The following is a 22,417-nucleotide window of genomic DNA, read 5'->3' as shown; positions in this document are numbered from 1 at the left end:
TGCGGCGCTGATCGAACACCTGGCAGACTGGACGCGTGAGCAGCGACGAGACCACCGTCCCCGGCAGACCGGGCGACGCCCAGGACAGCCCCTTCCGGCACGAGACCACCTCGCGCGACGAGGCCCCGCAGTTCGTGCTGCCCCTCGTCGCCCGTATCGAACGCGCCGCTCCCCCGGCCCGCACCGACGCCCTGGAGACCGCGGCCCGCGCCGTCCTCGTGATGCTGAGCGACGCCCGCTCCCTCGGCGAGGGCGAGTGGGCCCAGGCCATGCGCGACTGGCAGGACGCCCGCATCCGCAAGGTGGTGCGGCGGGCCCGCGGCGCCGAGTGGCGCAGGGCCGAGGCGCTGCCCGGCATCACGGTCACCGGCAAGTCGGCCGAGGTCCGCGTCTTCCCGCCGGTCCCCCTGGACGGCTGGCCCAAGGACCTGGCCCGCCTCCAGGTCTCGGGCACGGACCTGGACGACCCGGAGCCCCCGTCCGACGCCGACCGCACGCACCCCGTCCTGTGGATGAGCCCCGAGGTCGAGATGTCGGCGGGCAAGGCGATGGCCCAGGCGGGCCACGGCGCCCAACTGGCCTGGTGGGAGCTGTCGGACGAGGAGCGCACGGCCTGGCGCGACGCCGGCTTCCCCCTCTCCGTGCGCACCCCGGACCCCGCCGCCTGGCGCGCGCTCGCCGCGAGCGGCCTGCCCGTGGTCCGTGACGCGGGCTTCACCGAGATCCGGCCGGGATCGGCCACGGTCGTCGCGGATCACCCCGCCCTTCGCGCACGGTGAGCGGCGACGCCCGCGCTCCCCGCGCCTCCGCGTCCCGGGCAACGCCGCCAAGAACAGCGCCGCCGAAAGCAACGCCGTCAGAAGCGACACCGTCAGAAGCAACGCCGTCAGTTGAGGAGGAACGCCCGGTGCGCACTGGCCCCGAGGCTTCGCAGGAACACCGGATCCGGCACGTCGTCTGGGACTGGAACGGCACGCTCCTGGACGACAACCACGTGATGCTCGCCTCCGTCAACGACGTCTGCGCCCACTTCGGCAGGCCCACCGTCGACATGCGGGCGTGGCGGGCGGCCCTGCGCAGGCCCCTGTGGCTCTGCTACGGCACGATCCTCGACCGCGACGTGAGCGCGCCCGACGACTGGGCGGAGGTCGTGCGCCTCTACCGCACGGCCTACCGCGACCGCCTGGGCGAGTGCCGCCTGGCCGCCGACGCCGAGAAGACCATGATCCGCGTACGGGAGGCGGGGCTCACCCAGTCGGTCCTCTCGATGGCGCTGCACGACGACGTCACCTCCCTCGCGACGCGGTTCGGTGTGCACGCGTACGTGGACCGGATCGACGGCGTCCTTCCCGAGGCGGCCGGCGGCCACAAGGCCGGTCATCTCGCGGCGCACCTCGACCGGTTGGGGCTCGCGCCGCAGGAGTGCCTGCTCGTCGGCGACGTGGACGACGACGCGGCGGCGGCCGCGCAGGTGGGCACGGACTGCGTGCTCGTCACCACCGGCATGACCTCGGCGGACGAGCTCCGCGCGACGGGGCGCCCCGTGGTCGACAGCCTCACGGAAGCGTTCGCGTTCGCCGCCTCCCCCTCGTGACGGAAGGCGCGGGAGGCCTCGAACCGCTTCGGGGGAACACCTGCGGGCCAGGTGTTCCCCCGAAGCGGCGCACCGCTCAGCGCGTCGGCGCCACGGCCCCGATCGCGTCCCGGTACCACTGCGCGTAGCGCGGATAGGTCGCGCGGAAGCCGGGCCCGCAGGAGACGTCCACCGCCCGCCACAGCCGTGAACTGTCGTAGTAGTGGTCGGTGTTGACGAGGGCGAGGCGCCGGGACGCCGCGCTGCCCATCTTGGCCACGACCCGGTCGTGCGCGTCGTCGCCGATGCCCGACGTGAGGGAGTCCCCGGCGAGGACCTCCAGGATCTCCGCGAGCGCGGTGGGCTCGGGATGCGTCGCGTGCAGGACCTCCCCGTCCAGCTCGCCGGTCGGCAACTGCGCCACCGCGCACACCGCTCGGGCGAGGTCGTGGACGGAGATGAGGGAGAGCCGTGCCGCGCCGCTCGCCGGGTCGGCGGCCAACTGCCCCGCGAGCGCGGCCACCGTCGGGACGAACCAGCGGTCGCCCGCGCCGTACACGAACATCGGCCGCAGCACCGTTCCGCCCGCCTCGCGCACGCTGTGCTCGGCCACGAGGCGGGACCGGCTGGTCGGCGACGCGGGCGCGGGCTCGACCTCGTTCTCGGTGATGCCCCGGTGGACGCCCGCGCCGTACACGGCGGCCGTGCTGACGTACACGATGCGCCGCACGCCCGCCCGCCGGGCCTCGGCGACCAGAGCCGCCGTGCCGCGTTCGTTGACGGCACGGCACGCCTCCTCGCTGCCGTTGATGACGGAGGCGGCGTGCACGAGGGTCGTGACGCCCGCGCAGATGCCGTCCAGCGACGCGGGGTCGGCCAGGTCGCCGCGCACCGTGTCGCCGGAGTCGACGTCCGCGTGGTGCGCGAGGACCCGCACCGGGGTGCCGCGCTCCTGGAGGAGGCGGCGCACGTGGGAGCCGATGAAGCCGGCGCCGCCCGTCAACAGGACGGTTCCCGGGGCGTGTCGGCCCTGGGAACGCCGGACCTGCCCGGGGGCCGGCGTCGGGTCCGATGCGTTCACTGTTCCTCGCTTCCGCCGGTCACCAGGCGGAGCAGGTCGGCGACCGGCACGTCCTCGTCACGGCTCATCAGGGCGGTGGCCACGCGGTAGGGATCCGCGTACCCCAGGTTTCCGGTGAGCCGGGTCAGGTAGGGCGCCACGTCGACGCCGTCGGCCGGGCGCTCCGCGAGGAGCCGTTCGGCCCGCCGCACCCACCGTCCCAGGTGCTTGACGGTGAACGACTGCTGGGCGGTCCTGCCGAGGCCCGCCACCAGGTACAGGCGCAGGCCGAGGCGGAACGCGGCCAGGCCGTGCCGCTCGACCAGGGGTCCCTGGAACGCGTCGAGCGTGTACCCCTCCCAGCCGCCGGCCCGCGCCGAGCGCGTGACGCCGTCGAGCGGGACGCGCGGCACCTCGAACCGCGCCACCTTCGCGCCGAGCGTCTCCAGTACGTGGGCCACGGTCCGGTAGTCGGAGCGCAGTTCGACGTCGTGCGCGAGGACGACCAGGTCGTAGCGGGGCAGGACGGGGATCAGCTCGCGCAGGAGGTGGATCAGGTAGTTCGCCTGCCCCTCCTCGCTCACGACGAGCCGCAGGGGAAGGCCCTTGCGGGTGGCGTCGAGATAGACGGGGGCCGCGAGCGGCCGCCCGTCCAGGCACGCGTCGTGGCGCACGAGGAGGTCGATGACCTCGTCGGTGGGCGCGAGTTCGGGCCTGCCGCGGCCGAGCCCGGGATCGGCCATGCCAAGGCGCCGGTAGTGGTTCTCCCACAGGTCCAGGAGCCGGTCGCTGACGGGGTGGACCCAGCCCTCCTCGGCCCGCCGGACCACCGGCCGGATCGCGGCGTACGGTGCGGCCGCCCCCTCGCTGTGGTGGGCGACGTAGAGGTGGCCGATGTCCTCCTCGCCGAGCGCGGCCGCGTCGATCCCGGGGTGGCGGCGCTCCAGGTACTCCCAGAAGCCCGCCACCTGACGGCTGCCCGTGTACACGGTGTGGTGGTAGGCGCAGTCGATGTCCGCGAAGGCCTTCGTGGCCCGCATGATCAGGTCGAGGGACAGCAGGTACTTGAGGTGGGTGGGTGTCAGGGGTTTGGTGGGACTGACGGTGACCGGGGCGAGCAGGACCCTCCGGCGCCCGGCGGGCTCCGTCGTGTCGAGCCGCGCGGGCCGCCGCGCGGTGTCGGCGGCTACCACGTGACCGGCAGCTTCCGCACTCCGCGGACGTACATCCCGCTGCGCCACTCCAGCTCCTCCTCCGGTACGGCGAGCGTCAGTTCCGGCAGCAGGCGCAGGAGGGCGGCGAGCGCGACCTCCAGCTCCATCTGGGCCAGGGGCGCGCCCAGGCACCGGTGACGGCCGTGGCCGAGGGCCAGGTGCGGGTTGGACGGCCGGTCCACGTCCAGCGTGTCCGGGTCCGGGAACACCTCGGGGTCCCGGTTGGCGCCGTCGGTCACCGGCAGCACGACCGTGCCGGGTTCGAGCACGACACCGCCGAGGCTGACGGGCCGCTGCACGACGTGCGGCACGCCGCCCGCGGCGTTCAGGGACGTGTACCTGAGCATCTCCGACACGGCGGCCGGCATCAGCTCGGGGTCCGTGCGCAGACGCTCCGTCAGCTCCGGTTCGCGCTGCAGCAGCAGGAAGCACAGGCCGAGTTGGTTGGCGGTCGTCTCGTGGGCGGCGATCAGCAGCCCGTACGCCAGGTGCACCGCCTCGTTCGGGGCGAGGTCGCCGTCCCGGGTGGCCCGCGCGATCCTGCCGAACAGGCCGTCGGGGTCCGCGTGCGGCCCGGCGAGGAACTTCTCGAACTCGGCGAACATGGCGTGGTGGGCGGACTGCACCTCGGACTTGGCGTACGCCGTGATGGACATCATCCGTTCCACCAGGGGCAGCAGCCGCCGTACGTCGGTCTCCGACAGGTCGAAGACCCGGCCGATCACGCCGACGGTGAGCGGCACCGCGAAGTCCGCGAGGAGGTCGGCGGGGCCGCCCTTGTCGCGCATCGCGACCGCCAGGTCGCCGGCGAGCTCCGCCACGTACGGGCGCAGCTGATTGGCGCGCAGCGCGGTGAAGGCGTGCGCGACGATCTGGCGCCGCCGGGTGTGGTCGGGCGGGTCCACCGAGTTGAGCGCGAGCGACTCGGGCGAGCGCTGGCTGATGCCGAACCGGGAGGCGGGGAAGCGCGCGAAGGCGGAGTCGGTGAGCACCTGGCACATGTCCTCGTGCCGGTGGACGAGGAGCGCCGAGACACCGCTGCGCAGCGTCGCGGGCACCAGCCTCTCGCCGTGCGCCAGGGCACCGAACTCCGGTGCGGGCTCGACGCCTTCGTGCTCGGGGAAGGGGAAGGGGCAGGCCGAGGTCACGGTGCGACCTCCGGGTCCACGGGTTCGCCGAGGGCCTTGCGGATCGCCTGGACGGTCTCGACCGCCTCCGCTTCGGTGCAGTGGCCGGGGTTGCCGACGAGGGGGCGGCCCCGGGGCCCGTCCTCGCCGATGCGCGGCATCAGCCAGGTGTGGAAGTGCGGGGTCCCCTCCATCGACGAGAACGTGTAGACGCGCGGCGATCCGGTGGCCTCCTTGATCGCGGTGGTCAGCCGGCGGACCAGCAGCGCGTGCGAGGCGGCCTCCTCGTCGGTGAGGTCGCTGTGGTCGACGAAGTGGCGGTGCGACTCGATGAGGAGCGTGCCGCGCGGCCAGTAGCCGGTCGGTCCGTGGCAGGCCCGCCACGTCCCGTCGTCCACGAGGTGGCCGCCGGGCGGCACGGGGCGCCCCGCCCAGGAGGGCACGGGTGCGCCCGCGTACTTCTCGCAGATCAGGCAGCGCTCGTGGAGCGGGGTGCTGTGGTCGAACAGCCGGCTGACCGGGTCGGCGACGTCGGCCAGGGGCTCCAGCTGGACGTGGCGCACGTACCACGCGTCGAGGTCCGCGGCCCGGGCCCGGGAGTCCGCCAGGTGCTCGGGTTCGCGCAGGGCCCAGCGCTCCTCGGCGTCCTTCGCGCTCAGTCCGGTGCGCTCGCCGATCCAGGTCCAGGACGCGCCGCGCGTCCGCAGGTAGGCGACGAGTTCGTCCTGGAGTACGGGGACGTCGTCGTTCAGGAGCCGCCAGATCCGCTCGGCGAGCGTGCTGTCGGCCTCGGCGGGGGCGTCGGGTTCGGCGACCGCCTTGCGGAGCTCGTCGGACAGGTCCCGCAGGCGCGTCGACAGCGCCAGGCGTGCCAGGTCCTGCTCGGTGTGGTGAGGGAGATCCATGGTCGTCTTTCTTCTCCGTCAGGGGGCCAGTGAGGTGTAGAGGCGAAGCTCGGGCGAGTCCTCGGCGGCGTAGTGCACGCGGGCGTAGCCGGGGTCGCCGTGCGCGTGCTCCGCGTCCAGGTCGGGCCGGTGCGTCAGCCGGAGCGGCTCGGTGGTGCCGAGCCGGCCGAGGAGCGTCGCCTCGGCGATGGTGTGGTGCAGATGGACGAGGTACTGAACCAGCGTCACATCGCGTGTGGCCAGCTGGAGTTCGCGCGCGGGGCCGCCGCCGCTGCCCGGCACGTCGAGCGTGTCGGGCAGCGGCGGCAGCGATCCGCTCAGCGGTTTCAGCAGGCGGCCCACGCCGGGCAGGCGGTCCTTCGGGTACGTGCCGAGCCAGGCGACCGTGCCGGACGGCGCCACCGCCCTCGCCGGGGTTCGGTCCGGCAGGTTCGCCGGGTTGCCGAACAGGAAGCGGGTGCGGGTCCACGAGCGCAGCCAGGTCATGGCCTCCGCGTGGGGCAGGTCCGCGGCGAACGCGCGGGCGCCCTGCACCACGTCGGCCACGTCCAGGCCGCGCAGCAGGACGAGGGCGGTGACGGGCGTGGTGTCCGTGGTGGACTCGGCCACCAGGCGGGCGCGCTCGTCGAAGAGGGCGGAGAGCCGGTCCTGGGCGCGGGCCGCCGCCAGGGCCGGCGTCATCGCGCCCCCTGCGGTTCGAGGACGGCCAGGATCTCGTCGAGCACGACGTCCGGGGGCACGTCGCCGTCGACGACCGTCAGCGGCAGCTCGGCGACCTCCTTGAGCAGGGTGCCGCGCAGCGCGTCCTGGAGCCCGGTGAATCCCTCCCGGGTCGGCTCCTGCCCGAAGTGTTCGAAGCAGTTGAGCCGTTCGCCCTCGCGGCTGCGCTCCCACGCGACGTCGGAGCTCACGTCCAGGTAGAGCACGCCGTCGGGCTGCGGGAACGACCGCCACTGCGCGAACAGTTCACTGTCCTCCAGGCCCAACAGGGCGCACTTGGAGAGCAGTTTGTAGTAGTACGAGTCGACGACGACCCGCTCCCGGTCCGCGGCGCGCGCCAGCTCGTCCCGCAGGTGGAGCACGATGGGGTGCAGCGCCGCGAGGACCATCTCCGGCGAGTAGCGCTCGCCGCGGTGGGCGAACGCCTCCCCCACCCAGTTCTCGCGGAGCAGCCGCACCATCGGGGCGGACTCCAGGTAGCGGTCGTCGTAGGAGACGACGTGCCAGCCGTGTTCGGTGTGCAGCCGGGTCAGGACCGTCGACTTTCCGGAGAAGTCCGGCCCGAGCAGTGTCCAGAATCCGGTCAAGGGACTACCCCCTTCTGTTGCTTCTTACGGTTTGGGGCTCTGTCACAGCGCGTTGACCAGGCCGATGGCCGCGAACGAGGAGAAGGACAGCAGCAGGAACAGCACGGCGAGGCCCAGCGGCCACCGGGGCGCGCCCCGGTGGAAGCGGGCCGCCGCGAGGACGGGCACGGGCAGCGGGACGAGCACCAGCCAGCCCGCGGCCTGGCCGGGCGCCCACGGCCGCAGCGCCGCGATCTGCAGCGCCGCCGCGCCGAACGCGCACGCGAGCACGGTCCACGCGGTGGCGTTCACGCCCAGCGTGTGCACGTACGTGCGCGTGTGCGGCGCCGGGTCGCGCACGAGCCGCCGCGCGAACTCCATGTGCGCGAGCAGCAGGACGAACCCGAGAGCGACGACGAGGTCCAGCGCTCCCGGCGCGTGGTCCCGCCCGTGCGCGGTGCCCAGGTAGACGTAGCCGCACATGAGCGTCTGGTGCGGGATGTTGACCAGGAGCTGGGTGAGCAGCCGGTCCGGCTTGGGCCACTCCCAGCGCCACTCGATGAACAGCACGACGCAGACGTACGCGAGGACCGCGCCGTAGGCGGCCGCGGGCAGGCCGCGTGGTGCGTTGGCGAGCACCAGCACGGCCATACCGGCGAAGAACAGCGTCATCAGGTCGCCGACCCGTACCGCACCCGTGACCAGGGCCCGGCCCGGGTTCTGCACCCGGTCGTAGTCGAGGTCGCGCACGTCGTCCACGGCACGGAACAGCAGGAGGTTGACGGCGATGGTCACCGCCGTCAGGGCGAGGCCGGGCGCCGACGCGACCCCCTCTGTGCGGTGGACCGCCTGGTAGACGAAGGTCAGGCCGTAGGACCAGCCGAGACCGAGGACCGCGTAGAACCAGAGGGGGTACGTCAGTGCGTACTTGACGAGCCGGGTGATCACGAGGCGTCCACGGCTCCGGGCTCGGACTGGGACTCCGCCTCGGGCTCGTCGAGCACGGTGATGGTGCCCCGGTCGCCGTCGACCTCGATCCAGGCGCCGTCGGGGACGCTGTCCACGACCCCGGGCACCGCGACCACCGTGGGCACCCCGAAGATCCGGCCGGTGATGGCCATGTGGGAGAGCACGGTGCCCCGTTCGGCCACCAGACCCTTGGCCACCAGCATCAGGACCAGCCAGCCCGGGTCCGTCTCCCTGGCCACCAGGATCTTGCCGCGGCACGACTCGGGGTCGATGTTCGGGTCGGTGACCACACGGGCCCTGCCGCGGACCACGCCGCCGCTGGAGGCCAGGCCGGTCAGCGTGGACGCGGTGTCGCTCCGGTTGGTGCCGGCCGAGGCGAGCGCCACGGTCAGCGGCACGTCCGCGTCGGTGGCGAAGACGTTCGGCGGGTCCGACCGCTCGGTCGCCTTCTGCCGGGTGGCGGCGCGCACCCGCGCCAGTTCGCGCAGCTCACCGCCCGCCCTGCCGCCCTCGTAGGCGCCGAGGACCTCCTCGATCGTGAGGTCGTACACCTGGGAGACGTCGTCCAACTGGCCCGCGTCGACGAGGTGTTGGGCCAGTGCGTTGACCATCCTGCGGGACGCGCCGAAGAGTTCGGTGCGGCAGAAGCGCGCGTTCTCCCGGATGAGCAGGTTGCGGCGCAGGGACCAGAAGAGCACGCGCAGCGCGGCGCGGCGCGCCGGGTCGGAGCAGTGGGCGCGCAGTTCGTCCTCGGCCTCCTGCCGTGCCCGGCGCTCCTCCTCGATGCTGTTCTCGACCGTGCGCCCGATGGAGATCAGCGGCCGCAGCTGGTCGATGAGGAGGTGCGGGACGTTCGCGACGACCGTGGACTCGAACTTGAGGTCGTGCAGGCCGCGGTCGCCGTACCGCTTCACGTGCGCCTGCGCGAGATCGGCGAGGTCGGTGCCGAACGCGCCGTCCGCGAGGCGGCTCCAGACCTCGGCCGAGTCCTTGTTGTTCAGGACGCTCTCGTTGGCCTCGGGGTGGGCGGCGACGGCCTCGGCGACCGTCAGGAGGGAGCGCAGCGCGAGGACGGAGCGGTTGACCGGGCCGTCGCACAGCATGCCGTTGAGCGCACCGCGGTCCGCCTGCGGGGCCCAGCGCTTCATCAGCCGCTCGGCCAGGTCGAGTTCGGCGATGACGTGGGAGTTGGTGACGAGCGTGCCGCCCCAGCGCAGGGCGACGTCCGCCCACAGCTCGCGGTAGTCCTCGACGATCTCGCCCGCCGACTGCGTCTTCGGGTCGGGCAGCGCGTCGCGCCGCTCGTCCCACCAGCCGAAGAAGCGGCGCATCCGTACGGGGGCCATGGCGCGGCGGGCACCGGCGGCCGGGATCTCGCGGGCCCGCATGGCGAGGCGCTTGAGCCGTCCCGGCGCCTGGACGGACACGGACGAGCCGACCGTGACCACGGCCTTCTCCCACTGCCGCTTGATGGAGGCGAACGCCCGCATCTGGCTGTGCAGTCGGTACCAGGACTCCAGGCGCATGTAGACGCGCCCGTCCAAGTAGCCGATCATGCGCCGCAGTTCGTAGCGGTGGCGCTGGAGGGTGCGCTCGCTGACGCCCATGCGCCGGTACAGCTCCTCGAAGCCGACCGCGTAGAGCTCGCAGGCCACGGAGTAGGTCAGCGTGGAGGTGAACCCGGCGAAGCTCTCGGAGATGTTGCCGTTGCTCCAGTGCAGCTCGCGCGCCACGGAACCGGCGGCGGCCGCGGCGGCGGGTGCGGGCGCGGCGGCGATGGCCGCGGGGCGCGCCTGGACGAGGTGGATGTCACCGTCCTCGGTGATCGCCCCCTCGATGTCCTGCGGCAGGCCGAAGTGGCCCTCGAGGGAGACGGCCAGTTCCGCGACGCGGCGCGCGGTGGCGTCGTCGAGGACGGGGCGGTCCGCCAGGGCCTCGGGCACCTCGTCGACGGTCGTCCCGCCGACCGTGTCGGGCACGACGCGGCGCTCCTTGCGGACGAGCTGCGACTCGACCGCTCCCGTCGAGCGGTGCACGGAGAAGTGGTCGACGTCCGCCTGCTCCTGCACGACGCCTTCGCCGAGGCCGTAGGCGGCGGCGACCAGGGACTGCTCGCCCGCGTGGGCGCCGCGCGGGTCGCGGCTGAACGCCACGAAGGACCGGGCGGCGGGCACCAGGCGCTGGATGCCCACGGCCATCCGCGTGACGGTGGGGTCGCCGCCGCGCGTGGCCCGGTACAGCACGCCCTCGGCGGTGAAGGCCGACGCCCAGCACTCGACGACCCGCTCGACCAGTTCGTCGCGGCCGACCGCGAGGAAGCTGCGCCCCAGACCGGCGAACGGGTCGTCGGCGGAGTCCTCGCCGCCTTCCTCGTCGTCCGCGCCGGGCACGGCGCAGGAACGGACCGCGACGGTGCCGGAGTCCCCCGCGAGGCGGTCGAACGCGCGCAGCAGTTCCGCGGCGAGGCCGTCGGGGGCGCCGGCGCGCAGCACCGCGTCGGTGGCGAGCTTGGACCAGTGGGCGAGCTCGTCGGGGCCGCTGTCGGGGGCGAGTTCGGGGAAGTCCGCCGCGGCGGCCTCCCGCATCCTGTCGAAGGCCGCCACGGGCAGACAGACGAACTCCGGTACGCGGTAGCCCGCCGCGCGCAGCTGTGCCTGGCGCGCGAACTTGTGGCCCACCAGCAGCGGGTCGGATGCCTCCGCCGCGGTGTCGGGGAAGGTCACTTCCTGCGTCATATCGCACGCTCCTCGACGTGTCGCCTGCGGAATCGAATGGTCTGGTACTGACGCGGGGTCACGATCATCGCGTCGAAGCGGGCGCTGCCGACCTCTTCGTCGACGTCGTCGCCCGACGAGCGGAACAGCCGCGCCGTGAGCGCGTACATACGGCCGTCGACGGGCGTGCGCACCCATTCCAGGGACACTTCGCCAGGTGTGAGCCCCAGCGGGACGTCCACCTCCAGCGCGCTCAGGATGAACTTGTCGCCGATGGGCCGCCCATAGCCCTCGTGTCCGATCAGGGTCACGAACTGCCGCGCCGACTCGATGAGTTCCGCCACGGGACGGGTGCGCAGCGGATGGCCGACGGGCGGCCGCTGCACCCGCGCGAGGAGCCGGTCCTCGGCCCACCAGGCCGCGCCGAGCAGGGCGTTCTCGGGCCGCTCGCGGTGGGTCAGTTCGGTCGCCGCCAGGGTCTGTCCGCGCAGGGCGGGAGCGGCCGGAACAAGGCGCTCCGCCGACTTGCGGTGCAGCACGGCCGTTCCGCTCACCGCCGTGGACTCGCCGATGGTGGCGGCCAGTTCCCAGGCGGTCTCGTCCTCGGTCTCGGGGACGGAGCGCGAGACGGACACCGTGATGTCGTCGTCCAGCTCGCAGAACTTCTCGAAGTCCAGCGCCACCTTGATGCGCCCGTCGGGCCGCGGTTCCTCGCTCTGGGCACGGATCAGATCGAGGAGCCCCGCGACGACGAGGATGCCGGGGACGTGGTCGAGGGCGTGGTCGAAGAAGAACGGGTCCTCCTTGTCCACCACCAGCCGCGCCGTCGCCCCCGCGGAACCCCGGTTCCACTCCCTCAGAATCGCTTTCTCTTTCATACGCTGCCTTTTCGGTTGTCTGCCGCTCGGGGCAGGGCCCCCGCCTCGGGCCTGATGGTTTTGCGGGCACGCCGCACGGCCGCCCGTGCGCCGGGAAACGGGCACGGCGGAACGCACCGATGCCGGGTGTGGTGCCGGCAGCATTTCGACGGCCCCCGCGGCGATCGTCTGGCGGGACCAATCGCGCGTGACGGGACCGGTGCCACGTACGGGTGAGGATTCGCGCTCAGAGCCGCCGCACGACGGGGCCGCGGGATGGCGCGGCGCACGGTCGTCGGAATGCGCGGACACTTCGGCAAGTGCAGGCGCGACGGCGAACGCGACAATCGACCGAGATCACCGGTCGGGAATCACCAGTGAACAGGTTCAGCGGCCCCATGGTCGGGGCGGTCGCGGCGATCCCTCGGGGTGCTCGGCGGTGAGCGACTGACCAGGCGGAAGGGTCAGGAAACCGTCGTGCGGGGCGTAGTTGGCCCGTGCGCCGACGTCGACATGAGGGAGACGGACTTCCCGCGAATGCGGAAGGTCACAGACTTTTGACGGAACCTTTTCGAAGGATTGCCATAAGGACAGCTGCCCGAAGGTCTCAAGCCCCCGGTTGATGACGGACTGCTGCACGTTTCCGAACCTCGCAGAAGGAAATTCGACATCCCGACGCAGCGGATGTGGCAGCATCGCCGAACTGAACCCGCAGGGGTATACACACCTCGCCCAAGGTTCGAGCAAGGCGGACACCACCAGCGAAGCTGATACCCCCCCACACCCCGTCGAGCGTATCGACTGGTGCCACAACATGAACAAATCGACGAATCGGGTACGGATTGGCATCCCCCGTGCCCGCCGGACCTCCAGAGCCTAAGAGTTTCGGACAACTAGCGTCAACCATTGATCACTTGTTGTCATGGCCGGAACGTGGTGTACGCGGAAGCGACTATTCATATCCCATGGCGCCCGCAACTACCGGGAACGGGAGGGGGATAATGGGGCGAGAGCGGAGGCCACCCACATGACATCGCGCACGCACACGGGCCGGCTCGACGGGCGCGTCGAGCGCGGCAACCAGACCCGCCGCCTCGTGCTGCGCCGCACCGTCGACATCGCCTCGGTCGAGGGGCTCGACGCCCTCTCCCTCGGCCGCATCGCCACCGAGTTGAACCTCAGCAAGAGCGGGGTCTTCGCGCTCTTCGGGTCGAAGGAGGAGCTGCAGCTCGCGACCATCAGGGCCGCGGGGCGCATCTTCCTCGACGCGGTGGTGGGGCCCGCCCGGCAGGAACCGCCCGGCATCGGGCGGGTGTGGCGGCTGTGTGCGGGCTGGCTCGCGTACTCCGAGGACCGGGTCTTCCCCGGCGGCTGCTTCTTCCACGGCGTCATCGCCGAGTACGACGCCCGCGAGGGCGCGGTGCACGACGCGCTGGCGCACGCCGACCGCGCCTGGACCGCCCAGGTGGAGGAGTGCGTCGCCGAGGCCCTCGCCGCGGGCGAGCTGCACGCGGACACGGACGTGCCGCAGCTCGCCTTCGAGCTCATCTCCTTCCTGGAGACGGCCAACGCGCACTCGGTCCTGCACGAGGAGCCACACGCCTACCGCAAGGCGGGCACGGCCGTCACGAACCGCCTGCGCGCCGCGGCGAGCGACCCCTCACTGATCCCTCGGCTGCCCTGACCCCTCCCCTGCGGACCTCTCCCTTCCACCTGTCCTGACTTGCTCCCCCAACCACCCTGCCGAGCAGCTCTTTTGAGCCATCGGGGCCGCCGGTGCCCGATGCGCCGAAGTATCAGCACGACCGTTCGTTTAGTTTTATGTTCGGCTCATGCCTCCTTCGCTGACCGACCTCGTCGCCCTCGACCGTGTCGCCGTCCAGGAGTCGCTCCGCGTCCTGTCCGCCGCCCGCGACGCGGCGGACTGGGAGCGCCCGACCCCGTGCGCGAGCTGGACCCTGCGCCGGCTCGTGGCGCACATGACCGCCCAGCACCACGGCTTCGCGGCGACCGCGCTCGGCGTCCGCGTCGACCTTCCCGACGCCGTCACCGGCGCCGCGTACGACGTCTCGCCCCGCTGAACATCCCACCCGTATCTTCCGTACTCCCCGGTACCACCGGCGACACGGAGCACCACGGGAGGCACCTTGCGGCGCGTCAACGGCACGGCTCTGATCATCGCGGCACTCGTCGCCACGCTGGGCGCGATCGCGTTCCCCGTGTGGTCGTACGCCGACCGCTCCGGCACGGGGCCCGCCGATCTGGCGGCAGGGTCCGTGGCCACCCGGTGGGGGCCGCTCTCGGCGGCCGACCGGGACCTGCTGGTGAAGGTGCGGCTCGCGGGGCTGTGGGAGATACCCGCGGGGCAGCAGGCCGTCGAGCGCGCGCCGACCGAGGCCGTCAAGGAGGCGGGCGACCACCTCATCGTCGGCCACACCGACCTCGACCAGCGGGTCCGCACCGTCGCGGCGCAGCTCGGCGTGGAGCTGCCCAATCAGCCGACGGACCAACAGCAGGGCTGGCTGGAGGAGTTGACCGAGGCGAGCGGCGAGACGTACCAGAAGAAGTTCGCGAACCTGCTGCGCGTCTCGCACGGCAAGGTCTTCGCCGTGATCGCCCAGGTGCGCGACAGCACCCGCAACTCCCTGATCCGGCAGCTCGCCACGGACTCCAACCAGACCGTCCTCGACCACATCACGATGCTGGAGGCCACCGGGCTCGTCGACTTCGACGACATCGCGAACGGTGCCGCGTCGACCGCGACCGCGAGCCCGACCGGGCCGCCCCCGCCGTCCGGGGCCACGCCCGCCGAGCCGGTGCCCGCCGGGCCCAGCGGCGGCGTGCCGACCACGTCCCGCCCCTCGCCCGCGCCGCCCGGCCAGGTCAACACGGACCGGCCGGAACCTCAAATGTAGCTCTGAACGTCTCTCTCCCAGGGTTCGCGCGCACCCGTCCCGGCCATGGTCCTGGGGACGGGGAACGGGGGACGAAGTGGGAGCGACATGCAGCGTCTGGAAATGCGCCCGGGGACGGGGACCGGGACGGGACCGGGTGCACGTACAGAGGCACGCACGGGGGCGCGTACGGAGGTGCGTACGAAGCCGCGTACGCAGCCGCGTACGGGCGCGCGCACGGGTGTCCGCCTGGGCACCGGCATCGGCTGGCGGCCCGAGATCGCGGAGGCCGTGGAGGCGATGCCCGGCATCGACTGGGTCGAGGTCGTCGCGGAGAACGTCTGCCCCGGGCACCTGCCCGACTCCCTGCTGCGGCTGCGCGAGCGCGGCGTGACCGTCGTGCCGCACGGCGTCTCGCTGGGACTCGGCGGCGCGGACCGCCCCGACGAGGGACGGCTCACCGCGCTCGCCGAGCGGGCCGTCGCCCTCGGCTCGCCCCTGGTGACCGAGCACATCGCGTTCGTGCGGGCCGGCGGCGCCCTCACCGCCACGCAGCCGCTGGAGGCCGGGCACCTGCTGCCGGTGCCGCGCACCCGCGACGCGCTCGACGTGCTCTGCGAGAACGTCCGCATCGCGCAGGACGCGCTGCCCGTGCCGCTCGCCGTGGAGAACATCGCGGCGCTGATCGCCTGGCCCGGCGAGGAGATGACGGAGGGTCAGTTCCTCTACGAGCTGGCCGACCGCACGGGCGTGCGTCTGCTCATCGACGTCGCCAACCTCCACACGAACCACGTCAACCGCGGCGAGGACCCGGCGCGGGCCCTGGACGAACTGCCGGTCGAGGCCATCGCGTACGTGCACGTCGCGGGCGGCTTCGAGCGGGACGGCGTCTGGCACGACAGCCACGCGCACCCGGTGCCCGAGCCCGTCCTCGCGATCCTCGCCGACCTCGCCTCACGCGTGTCCCCGCCGGGCGTCCTCCTGGAGCGGGACGAGAACTTCCCCGAACCGGCCGAACTGGAACGGGAGTTGACCGCAATCCGCACAACACTGAAGACGAGCCGTACGACACTCAACCCTTCGGGCAAATCCCCCGCGGACACCGTGAACGCCCCGGACGCCCCGGACGCCCCGGACGCCACGGACAGCCCGGAGGCCTTGGATGCCACGGACGCCACAGACACCGTCGACGCCACTGACGCCCCGGACGCTCTGACCGCCCCGGACGCCTTGAACACCCGAGACACCTCGAACGCCCCGGACGCTCCGGACGCCACGAACGCGCCGGACACCCGGCGCGACGTCGCGCCCGCCCCCGACGTCGCGTCCGCCTCCGACGCCGCGCGCCAGCGCACCGCGCTCGCCCAGGTCGCCCTGCTCTCCTCGCTGGTCGCGGGCACCCCCGCCCCCGAGGGCTTCGACCACGCGCGTCTGAAGGTGCAGAGCCACGCCCTGGCCGCCAAGCGGGCCGACGTCGTCGCCAAGGTCGCGCCCGAACTGCCCCGGATCCTGGGCGCGTCGTACCGCGCGGACTTCCTCGCGTACGCGCAGACCCGGCCCATGACCGGCGGCTACCGCCACGACGCGCTGCGCTTCGCCGAACACCTGCTGCTCGCGGACCGCCCCGAAGACAGCGGGGCCCGGCGGCAGTTGGGCGAGTGGTGGCGGGAGCGCTCGGGCCCGGCGCCGCTGTCCCGGCGGCCCGCCGCCAGACTGCTGGACGCCGCCCGCCGACTCCTGCCGAGGCGGTGACGCCATGACCGTCCTGAGCATGGTGTACACCGTCGTCGTCTCGCTGGCCGCGGCGGAGCTGATCCGCGGCGTGGCGGCCGCCCGCCGCACCGGGTCCCCGTACCAGACGAGGCAGCCCCTGGACCCCGAGCACGGCGTGTTCGTCCGGGGCACCCTGGAGGCGGCGTTCCTCTCCGGCGGGCCCGCACGCGCCACCGACTCGCTGATCGCGGGCCTGCACGAGGACGGCCGCCTCCTCGTCGCGGGGCCCGGCGTCGTCGGCATCACCCGGCCCGCGGCCAGGAACGCCGGCGAGCAGGCGGTCATCGACGCCCACGCCGCGGCGCCGAGCGGAGCGCTGCACTGGCTGCGCAGGGCCGTGATGCACAGCGCGCCGGTGCAGCAGACGGGCGAGGAGCTCGCACGGCGCGGCCTCCTCGTACGCCCCGGCCGCCAGCGCAAGTGGCGCGTCTGGGCCGGGACGCAGGTCTACGCGAGCCTCTTCGGATTCCTGGCGTGCGCCATGCTGATCACGGTGCAGCACGCCAACGACCATACGGAGCCCGGGAGTACGGACTCCGCACTCGACGACATCCTGGTGATGCTGCCCGGTCTCGCCTTCGGCATCACGAGCGGCCTGATCTGCCTCTCGGTCACCTCGAAGCAGCTCACCGTCGCGGGGCGCCACGCCCTGCGCGAGTACGTCGCCGCCTCGCCGCACATCACGGACGCGGCGCACCTGGTGGCGACGCGCGGCCTCGCGACGGCCCAACCGGACCTGCGGGCGCAGCTGATCGCCGCCGCCCGCATCCGCGTCCCGGCGGCCCCGGCGGGCCCGAACCTCGTTCCGCACCAGAGCCCGGCCCTGTGGAACTCGGGCGGCGGAACGCCCGTCTGGTGCGCGTCGGGCAGCGTAGGCGGGAGCGGCGGATTCGCCTGCTCCGGCGGAGGCGGAGGCGGAGGCGGCGGCTCGGCGTGCTCCGGAGGCGGCGGCTCGGCCTGTTCGAGCGGAGGTGGCGGCGCGAGCTGCTCCGGCGGGGGCGGCGGCTCCTCGTGCGGCGGCGGAGGCGGAGGCGGCGGGTCCTCGTGCGGCGGAGGCGGTGGGGGCGGAGGCGGCGGTTCATTCTGAGCAGGCGGCCCTCCACCTTCCGAGGGCGCACGCCGAGACCATCAACTCATGGCTCCGGTACGGCGGTTGACGTACTCCCGGCCGTATCGGACCGCGCCCCCACCGGGGCGCACTAACGTGCGGTGCCGCAACAGGAGGCACCATGCGATCCCGAACCATCAACGGCACCGGCCTCATCGTCGCGGGACTCGTCGCGACCCTGGCCGCGCTGATCTTCCCTCTCTGGTCCTACGAGGACCGCTCGGGCACCACCCTCGACCGGCTCAACGCCGAGACGGTGTCGACCGACTTCGGGCCACTGTCCGCCCTGGACCGGGACTTCATCACCAAGGTGCGCCTCGCGGGCCTGTGGGAGCTGCCCGCCGGGCAGCAGGCCGAGGAGCGGGGCACCACCAAGGCGGTGCGGACCGCGGGCGAGCACCTCGTCGAGGGCCACACGTTCCTGGACGCGCGCGTACGCGAGGTCGCGGCCCGGCTCAGCCTCGAACTGCCGAGCCAGCCCAACGCCCAACAGCGGGACTGGCTGGCGGAGTTGAGCGGCGCGCGCGGGGAGACGTACAACGAGAAGTTCGCGAACATCCTGCGCCGCGCCCACGGCAAGGTCTTCTCCGTCGTGGCCGAGGTGCGCGCCAACACCCGCAACACGCTGGTGCGCGAGCTGGCCGACGACGCGAACACCACCGTCCTCGACCACATCACGGTCCTGGAGGAGACCGGCCTCGTCGACTTCGACGGCCTCGCGCGGGACGCGGTGACGACCGGCCCCGCGGGCCCCGTGACCAGCTCCCCTCCCCCGCCGGGACCGACGGACGCCCCCGGCTCCGCCACCCCGGTCACCCCCTCCCCCACGTTCCCGCTGCCCCCGGCCGCGTCCCGCGCGAAGCCCGTGGATCCAGAACCAGAGAGGCCAGAGAGGAAGGAGCCGAAGAATCCGAAGAGGACCGAGAGGACCGAGAGGACCGAGAGGACAGGGAAGGCCGAGAAGACTGGGAAGGCCGAGGAGGCCCAGCAGTCCGAGGGGAAGCGCGGCGCCAACCCCCGCCCGAAAACGGAACGTTACCTACCCGTCACCCCCCGTCCGCATAGTGAATAAGCCATGGCGCACAGCCTCCCCTTCGCATAGAACACCGCCATGTTCTGGGTCCCCCTGCTCCTCCTCGCCTGGGCCGCGACCGGCCTGTCCTGCGGCCGGCTCTGCCTGGCCGCGAGCCGCGCCGCCGCTCGGGACAGGACCGCGGCCCGCGGCCACGAGCTCACCCTCTACGAGGCCGCGTTCCTGTCCGGCGGCCCCTCCCGCGTCGCCGACGTGACGCTGGTCGCCATGGCAAGGGCGCGGCGGCTCCTGATCGCGCACACCGGCTGGGCCACCGTGGTCGACCCGGTGGGCAGGGACGACATGGAGCGCTCGGTGCTCGGCGCGATCGGCCCCGCGGGACAGTCGCGGATAGCGCCGATACGGCGGGACACTGCTGCCGCCGCCCCGGTGCGGGCCCTCGCGGACCGGCTCGTCGCGGCGGGCCTCGCCGTCCCGGAGGGCGTCGCCTCGGGGGTGGCCGCCGCGGTGCGGCAGGTGCGGGCCGCCGCGGTGGCGGTCCTCGCGCTCGGCACCGTCGCGGTCCTGATGCCCTCGCAGGAGCGCACGGCCACGGGACAGGTGCCGGTCGGGGTCTGGTTCTCGCTGCCGCTGCTGATGTGCGCGGGCTGCCTCCTCATCGCGCGCGTCGAGGTCCACCCGTACACGCGGTGGGCGTCCCCCGCGGGCCAGCGCCTCCTCGGCTCGCTCTCGGCGCGCGGCGACCACCTCACCGCCGTGGCCGTGCGCGGCGTCCGCGCCACGGGCGACCCCGGGCTGCGGGCCGCTTTTTCCCACCGCGGCCCCGGCGAAACGGCGCAACGGGGTCATTGATCCGACACCGGCAAGCTGGTCCTTTACTTCGCCAAGTGCCGCACGAATCATCCCCTTTGTTCGATCATCACCCGGAAACGCACGGCCGGACATAAGGGGTAGACAAGCGCGATGAGAGCAGCAGCCGCCCGCTACGGAACCGCCGGATCCTTGGTCCTGACCGCCCTCGTCGCCGCCCCCGCGGGAAGTGCGAGCGGCGCCCCGCCCACCCCGGAGACACGCGGCACGGTGCTCGCCGCCCAGCGCGCCGAGGCCGCCGGTATCCGCTGGGGCGACTGCGCCAGGGCCGAGGGCCTCCCCCCGTCCGTCCGGTGCGGCACGGTCTCCGTGCCGCTCGACTACGCCCGGCCCGACGGCAAGCAGATCAAACTGACCGTCAGCCGCACCGAGGCCACGGGCAAGGCCGAGGGCAAGCAGGTCGCGCACCAGGGCTCGGTGGTCTTCAACCCCGGCGGGCCCGGCGCGTCCGGCATGTACTTCCCGATGGTGGGTGTCCTGCCCGAGTGGAAGCGCATCGCGGCGGCCTACGACCTGGTCGGCTACGCCCCGCGCGGGGTGGGCCGCTCGGCGCCGCTGTCCTGCCAGGACCCGAAGCAGTTCACCAAGGCGCCCACGCAGGCGCCGAGCCACCCCGACGCCTCGTACAAGCAGGAGCGCATCGCGCAGGCGAAGTCGTACGCGCGCGGGTGCGCGGCCCGCAACCCGGGCCTTCGGCACTACACGACGCTGAACAACGCGCGCGACCTGGACGTGCTGCGGGCCGCGCTCGGCGAGAAGAAGCTGACGTTCATGGGCGCCTCCTACGGCACCTACTTCGGGGCCGTCTACGCCACGCTCTTCCCCTCGCACGTGCGCCGCATGGTCTTCGACTCGGCGGTCAACCCCGACCCCTCGCAGATCTGGTACGACAACAACCTCGACCAGTCGGTGGCGTTCGAGCGGCGCTGGGCGGACTTCCGCGCGTGGGTGGCCAAGCACGACAAGACGTACCACCTGGGCACGACGCCCGAAGAGGTGCTCCGCAGCTACCAGAAGGTGCGCGCCGAGCTGGCCCACAAGCCCGCGGGCGGCAAGGTCGGCCCCGGCCAGCTGCAGGCCGCCTACCTCAAGGCCGGGTACTACGACGACTACTGGCCGATGCGCGCGACGGCGCTCGCCGAGTATCTGAAGGGCAACCCGAAGCCGCTGATCGAGCAGGCCGCGCCCGAGCCGCAGGCGGCCGTCGAGGAGGAGAACGGCAACGCCGTCTACACGGCCGTCGAGTGCAACGACGCGCCGTGGCCGACGGACTTCAAGAAGTGGGACCGCGACAACTCCCGCCTCGCGCGCGTGGCGCCGTTCGAGACCTGGGACAACGCCTGGATGAACCTGCCGTGCGCTTACTGGCCCGCGCCCCGGCAGAAGCCGCTCGACGTGGGCGCGGCCAAGGGCGCGCTGCCGCCGACGCTGATCCTGGCGGCCGAGCGTGACGCCGCGACGCCGTACGAGGGCGCGCAGGAGCTCCACCGCAGGCTGCCGGGCTCGGTCCTGGTGACCGAACAGGGCGCGGGCACGCACGGCATCGGCGGCGGCGCCAACCAGTGCATCAACGGGCACCTGGACGCGTACCTGTTGGAGGGCCGCCTCCCGGTGCGACGCGCGGCGTGCGCGCCGCACCGGGAGCCGGTGCCTCTGGCGGGTAAGCGGGCGGCGGAGCTTCCCAGGGAGCTCTGACTCCGTTGGCCTCTGCTGGTTCGTCGTGGCTGATCGCGCAGTTCCCCGCGCCCCCTACGGGGCGCTAGAGAGCCCCGAGGCGTTCCAGCGGGAACGGCGGCTGTGCCAGAGGGCGCACTGCCAATCGCGTCAGCGGCAAGGCGTTGTCATCGCCCGCCGTGCGATTGGCGTGCAGGACGCCGCAGTGGGTGCAGCGGTGGACGAGGACCCATTCGCCGTCTCCGCGTACGGATATGGCGAGGGGTTCCATCCGGGCGCCGCAGTCCGCGGCCCGGTCGCCGGGGGTGTCGTCGAGGTGACGGCTCCACAGGCAGTTGGGGCAGTGGTTGCGGTGCCCGGTGCCGGGGGCGGTCATCGAGACGTCGAGACCGCACTGCAGGCAGCGGAAGGACTGGGCGCGTGCTTCAGTGCGCGCCCGCCTGGAGGTGTTGCGGGACATGGTCGGAGTGACTCCTGAGCGATGCGGAATGGGGTGACTTCGAGAGATTCCGCAGGGCCCGGGGCATACAACACCAGCTTTCCGTAGACGCACGAGAGGCCGGGCCCAACAGGGTCCGGCCTCTCGATGAAACCCGCACCCCCGTGGGCGCGGCAAGCGAATTACCGGCTAGGCGAGGCCCTCCACCAGCTCCGCGACCGACTTGCGGCGGCCGGTGTAGAACGGCACCTCTTCGCGTACGTGCATACGGGCCTCGGAGGCGCGCAGGTGACGCATGAGGTCGACGATGCGGTACAGCTCGTCGGCCTCGAAGGCGAGCAGCCACTCGTAGTCGCCGAGGGAGAACGAGGCGACCGTGTTGGCGCGCACGTCGGGGTAGCCGCGGGCCATCTTGCCGTGGTCGGCGAGCATGCGGCGGCGGTCCTCGTCGGGCAGCAGGTACCAGTCGTAGGAGCGCACGAAGGGGTAGACGCTGACGTAGTCGCGCGGCGTCTCGTCGGCCAGGAAGGCCGGGATGTGCGACTTGTTGAACTCGGCGGGGCGGTGCAGCGCCATGTTCGACCAGACCGGCTCCAGGGCGCGGCCCAGCTTGGTGCGGCGGAAGAGGTTGTAAGCCTCCTGCAGCTCGTCGGCGGTCTCGGCGTGCCACCAGATCATGACGTCCGCGTCGGCGCGCAGGCCCGAGACGTCGTAGGTGCCGCGGACGGTGATGTCCTTGGCGGCGAGCTGGTCGAACAGGGCCTGGACCTCGTCGGCGTAGCCCGCGCGGACCGTACCGTCATCGGGTAGCACGTCGCGCAGCTTGAAGACGGACCACAGCGTGTAGCGGATGACCTCGTTGAGGTCCTTGGCCTTCTTGCCGGCGTTGGGGGTCTTGGCGGGGGCGTCGTCACTCATGCG

General features: G+C 72.8%; 20 protein-coding genes and 1 pseudogene. 10 read left to right on the top strand and 11 right to left on the bottom strand.

Going from position 1 to position 22,417, the window contains the following annotated elements; genetic code table 11:
- The first annotated feature begins 35 nt into the window (after positions 1-35).
- Both ACZ4D5_RS29435 and ACZ4D5_RS29430 read left to right on the top strand, forming a co-directional pair.
- Positions 36-779 (top strand): peptidyl-tRNA hydrolase, encoded by a 744-nt coding sequence (locus tag ACZ4D5_RS29435; protein WP_467775466.1) that lies wholly within the window; start codon positions 36-38, stop codon positions 777-779.
- A gap of 128 nt (positions 780-907) precedes the next feature.
- Entirely contained in the window at positions 908-1,594 is a 687-nt protein-coding gene (locus ACZ4D5_RS29430; RefSeq protein ID WP_467775465.1) for an HAD family hydrolase, read from the top strand.
- A 76-nt stretch (positions 1,595-1,670) separates the two neighbouring features.
- Here ACZ4D5_RS29430 and ACZ4D5_RS29425 read toward each other — a convergent pair whose 3' ends face one another.
- The 9 genes from ACZ4D5_RS29425 to ACZ4D5_RS29385 form a co-directional block, all read right to left on the bottom strand.
- Positions 1,671-2,576, bottom strand: a complete 906-nt coding sequence (locus ACZ4D5_RS29425) for an NAD-dependent epimerase/dehydratase family protein (protein WP_467775464.1) — start codon at positions 2,574-2,576, stop codon at positions 1,671-1,673.
- Positions 2,577-2,650: 74 nt separating this feature from the next.
- A complete protein-coding gene (locus ACZ4D5_RS29420; protein WP_467775463.1) occupies positions 2,651-3,826 on the bottom strand; it encodes a hypothetical protein in 1,176 nt (391 codons plus the stop codon).
- Positions 3,820-4,995, bottom strand: a complete 1,176-nt coding sequence (locus tag ACZ4D5_RS29415) for a cytochrome P450 (RefSeq protein ID WP_467775462.1) — start codon at positions 4,993-4,995, stop codon at positions 3,820-3,822. Before ACZ4D5_RS29415 ends, ACZ4D5_RS29420 begins: the two co-directional genes overlap by 7 nt.
- Positions 4,992-5,879, bottom strand: coding sequence for an HIT family protein (locus tag ACZ4D5_RS29410; protein WP_467775461.1), 888 nt, complete (start codon positions 5,877-5,879; stop codon positions 4,992-4,994). The genes ACZ4D5_RS29415 and ACZ4D5_RS29410 overlap by 4 nt, the downstream gene beginning before the upstream one ends.
- Positions 5,880-5,897: 18 nt before the next feature.
- Complete coding sequence (locus ACZ4D5_RS29405) at positions 5,898-6,560, bottom strand: DUF6182 family protein (RefSeq protein WP_467775460.1); 663 nt, start codon at positions 6,558-6,560, stop codon at positions 5,898-5,900.
- Complete coding sequence (locus tag ACZ4D5_RS29400; protein ID WP_467775459.1) at positions 6,557-7,186, bottom strand: dTMP kinase; 630 nt, start codon at positions 7,184-7,186, stop codon at positions 6,557-6,559. Before ACZ4D5_RS29400 ends, ACZ4D5_RS29405 begins: the two co-directional genes overlap by 4 nt.
- 42 nt (positions 7,187-7,228) lie before the next feature.
- Positions 7,229-8,113 (bottom strand): hypothetical protein, encoded by an 885-nt coding sequence (locus tag ACZ4D5_RS29395; protein WP_467775458.1) that lies wholly within the window; start codon positions 8,111-8,113, stop codon positions 7,229-7,231.
- Positions 8,110-10,869 carry a PEP/pyruvate-binding domain-containing protein gene (locus tag ACZ4D5_RS29390; RefSeq protein WP_467775457.1) on the bottom strand — a complete coding sequence of 920 codons (2,760 nt, stop codon included), beginning with the start codon at positions 10,867-10,869 and terminating at the stop codon, positions 8,110-8,112. Before ACZ4D5_RS29390 ends, ACZ4D5_RS29395 begins: the two co-directional genes overlap by 4 nt.
- Positions 10,866-11,726 carry an AfsA-related hotdog domain-containing protein gene (locus ACZ4D5_RS29385; protein ID WP_467775456.1) on the bottom strand — a complete coding sequence of 287 codons (861 nt, stop codon included), beginning with the start codon at positions 11,724-11,726 and terminating at the stop codon, positions 10,866-10,868. The genes ACZ4D5_RS29390 and ACZ4D5_RS29385 overlap by 4 nt, the downstream gene beginning before the upstream one ends.
- 1,006 nt (positions 11,727-12,732) lie before the next feature.
- Between ACZ4D5_RS29385 and ACZ4D5_RS29380 the strand changes: the two genes are divergently transcribed.
- From ACZ4D5_RS29380 to ACZ4D5_RS29345, 8 genes and pseudogenes are all read left to right on the top strand, one after another.
- A complete protein-coding gene (locus ACZ4D5_RS29380; RefSeq protein ID WP_467775455.1) occupies positions 12,733-13,389 on the top strand; it encodes a TetR/AcrR family transcriptional regulator in 657 nt (218 codons plus the stop codon).
- Between the two features lie 148 nt (positions 13,390-13,537).
- Complete coding sequence (locus tag ACZ4D5_RS29375; protein WP_467775454.1) at positions 13,538-13,786, top strand: maleylpyruvate isomerase N-terminal domain-containing protein; 249 nt, start codon at positions 13,538-13,540, stop codon at positions 13,784-13,786.
- Between the two features lie 66 nt (positions 13,787-13,852).
- Positions 13,853-14,620, top strand: a complete 768-nt coding sequence (locus tag ACZ4D5_RS29370) for a DUF4142 domain-containing protein (RefSeq protein WP_467775453.1) — start codon at positions 13,853-13,855, stop codon at positions 14,618-14,620.
- Positions 14,621-14,899: 279 nt separating this feature from the next.
- Positions 14,900-16,351: an MbnB/TglH/ChrH family RiPP precursor modification enzyme gene (locus ACZ4D5_RS29365; RefSeq protein WP_467775682.1), complete on the top strand. Its 1,452-nt coding sequence runs from the start codon at positions 14,900-14,902 to the stop codon at positions 16,349-16,351.
- Positions 16,352-16,355: 4 nt separating this feature from the next.
- Positions 16,356-17,459, top strand: a complete 1,104-nt coding sequence (locus ACZ4D5_RS29360; RefSeq protein WP_467775452.1) for a TIGR04222 domain-containing membrane protein — start codon at positions 16,356-16,358, stop codon at positions 17,457-17,459.
- A 142-nt stretch (positions 17,460-17,601) separates the two neighbouring features.
- A pseudogene (locus tag ACZ4D5_RS29355) lies at positions 17,602-18,345 on the top strand (DUF4142 domain-containing protein); the annotation flags it as partial.
- A 246-nt stretch (positions 18,346-18,591) separates the two neighbouring features.
- Positions 18,592-19,365 (top strand): TIGR04222 domain-containing membrane protein, encoded by a 774-nt coding sequence (locus ACZ4D5_RS29350; protein WP_467775451.1) that lies wholly within the window; start codon positions 18,592-18,594, stop codon positions 19,363-19,365.
- 111 nt (positions 19,366-19,476) lie between these two features.
- A complete protein-coding gene (locus tag ACZ4D5_RS29345; RefSeq protein ID WP_467775450.1) occupies positions 19,477-21,078 on the top strand; it encodes an alpha/beta hydrolase in 1,602 nt (533 codons plus the stop codon).
- A 64-nt stretch (positions 21,079-21,142) separates the two neighbouring features.
- Here ACZ4D5_RS29345 and ACZ4D5_RS29340 read toward each other — a convergent pair whose 3' ends face one another.
- Together ACZ4D5_RS29340 and hemQ are read right to left on the bottom strand one after the other, a co-directional pair.
- Positions 21,143-21,517, bottom strand: a complete 375-nt coding sequence (locus tag ACZ4D5_RS29340) for an RNHCP domain-containing protein (RefSeq protein WP_467775449.1) — start codon at positions 21,515-21,517, stop codon at positions 21,143-21,145.
- A gap of 168 nt (positions 21,518-21,685) precedes the next feature.
- Positions 21,686-22,414, bottom strand: coding sequence for a hydrogen peroxide-dependent heme synthase (gene hemQ, locus ACZ4D5_RS29335; RefSeq protein ID WP_467775448.1), 729 nt, complete (start codon positions 22,412-22,414; stop codon positions 21,686-21,688).
- Between the last annotated feature and the right edge of the window lie 3 nt (positions 22,415-22,417).

This window comes from Streptomyces sp. NPDC025651 (assembly GCF_055558735.1).
This window is presented reverse-complemented; position numbering and strand designations above follow the sequence as displayed.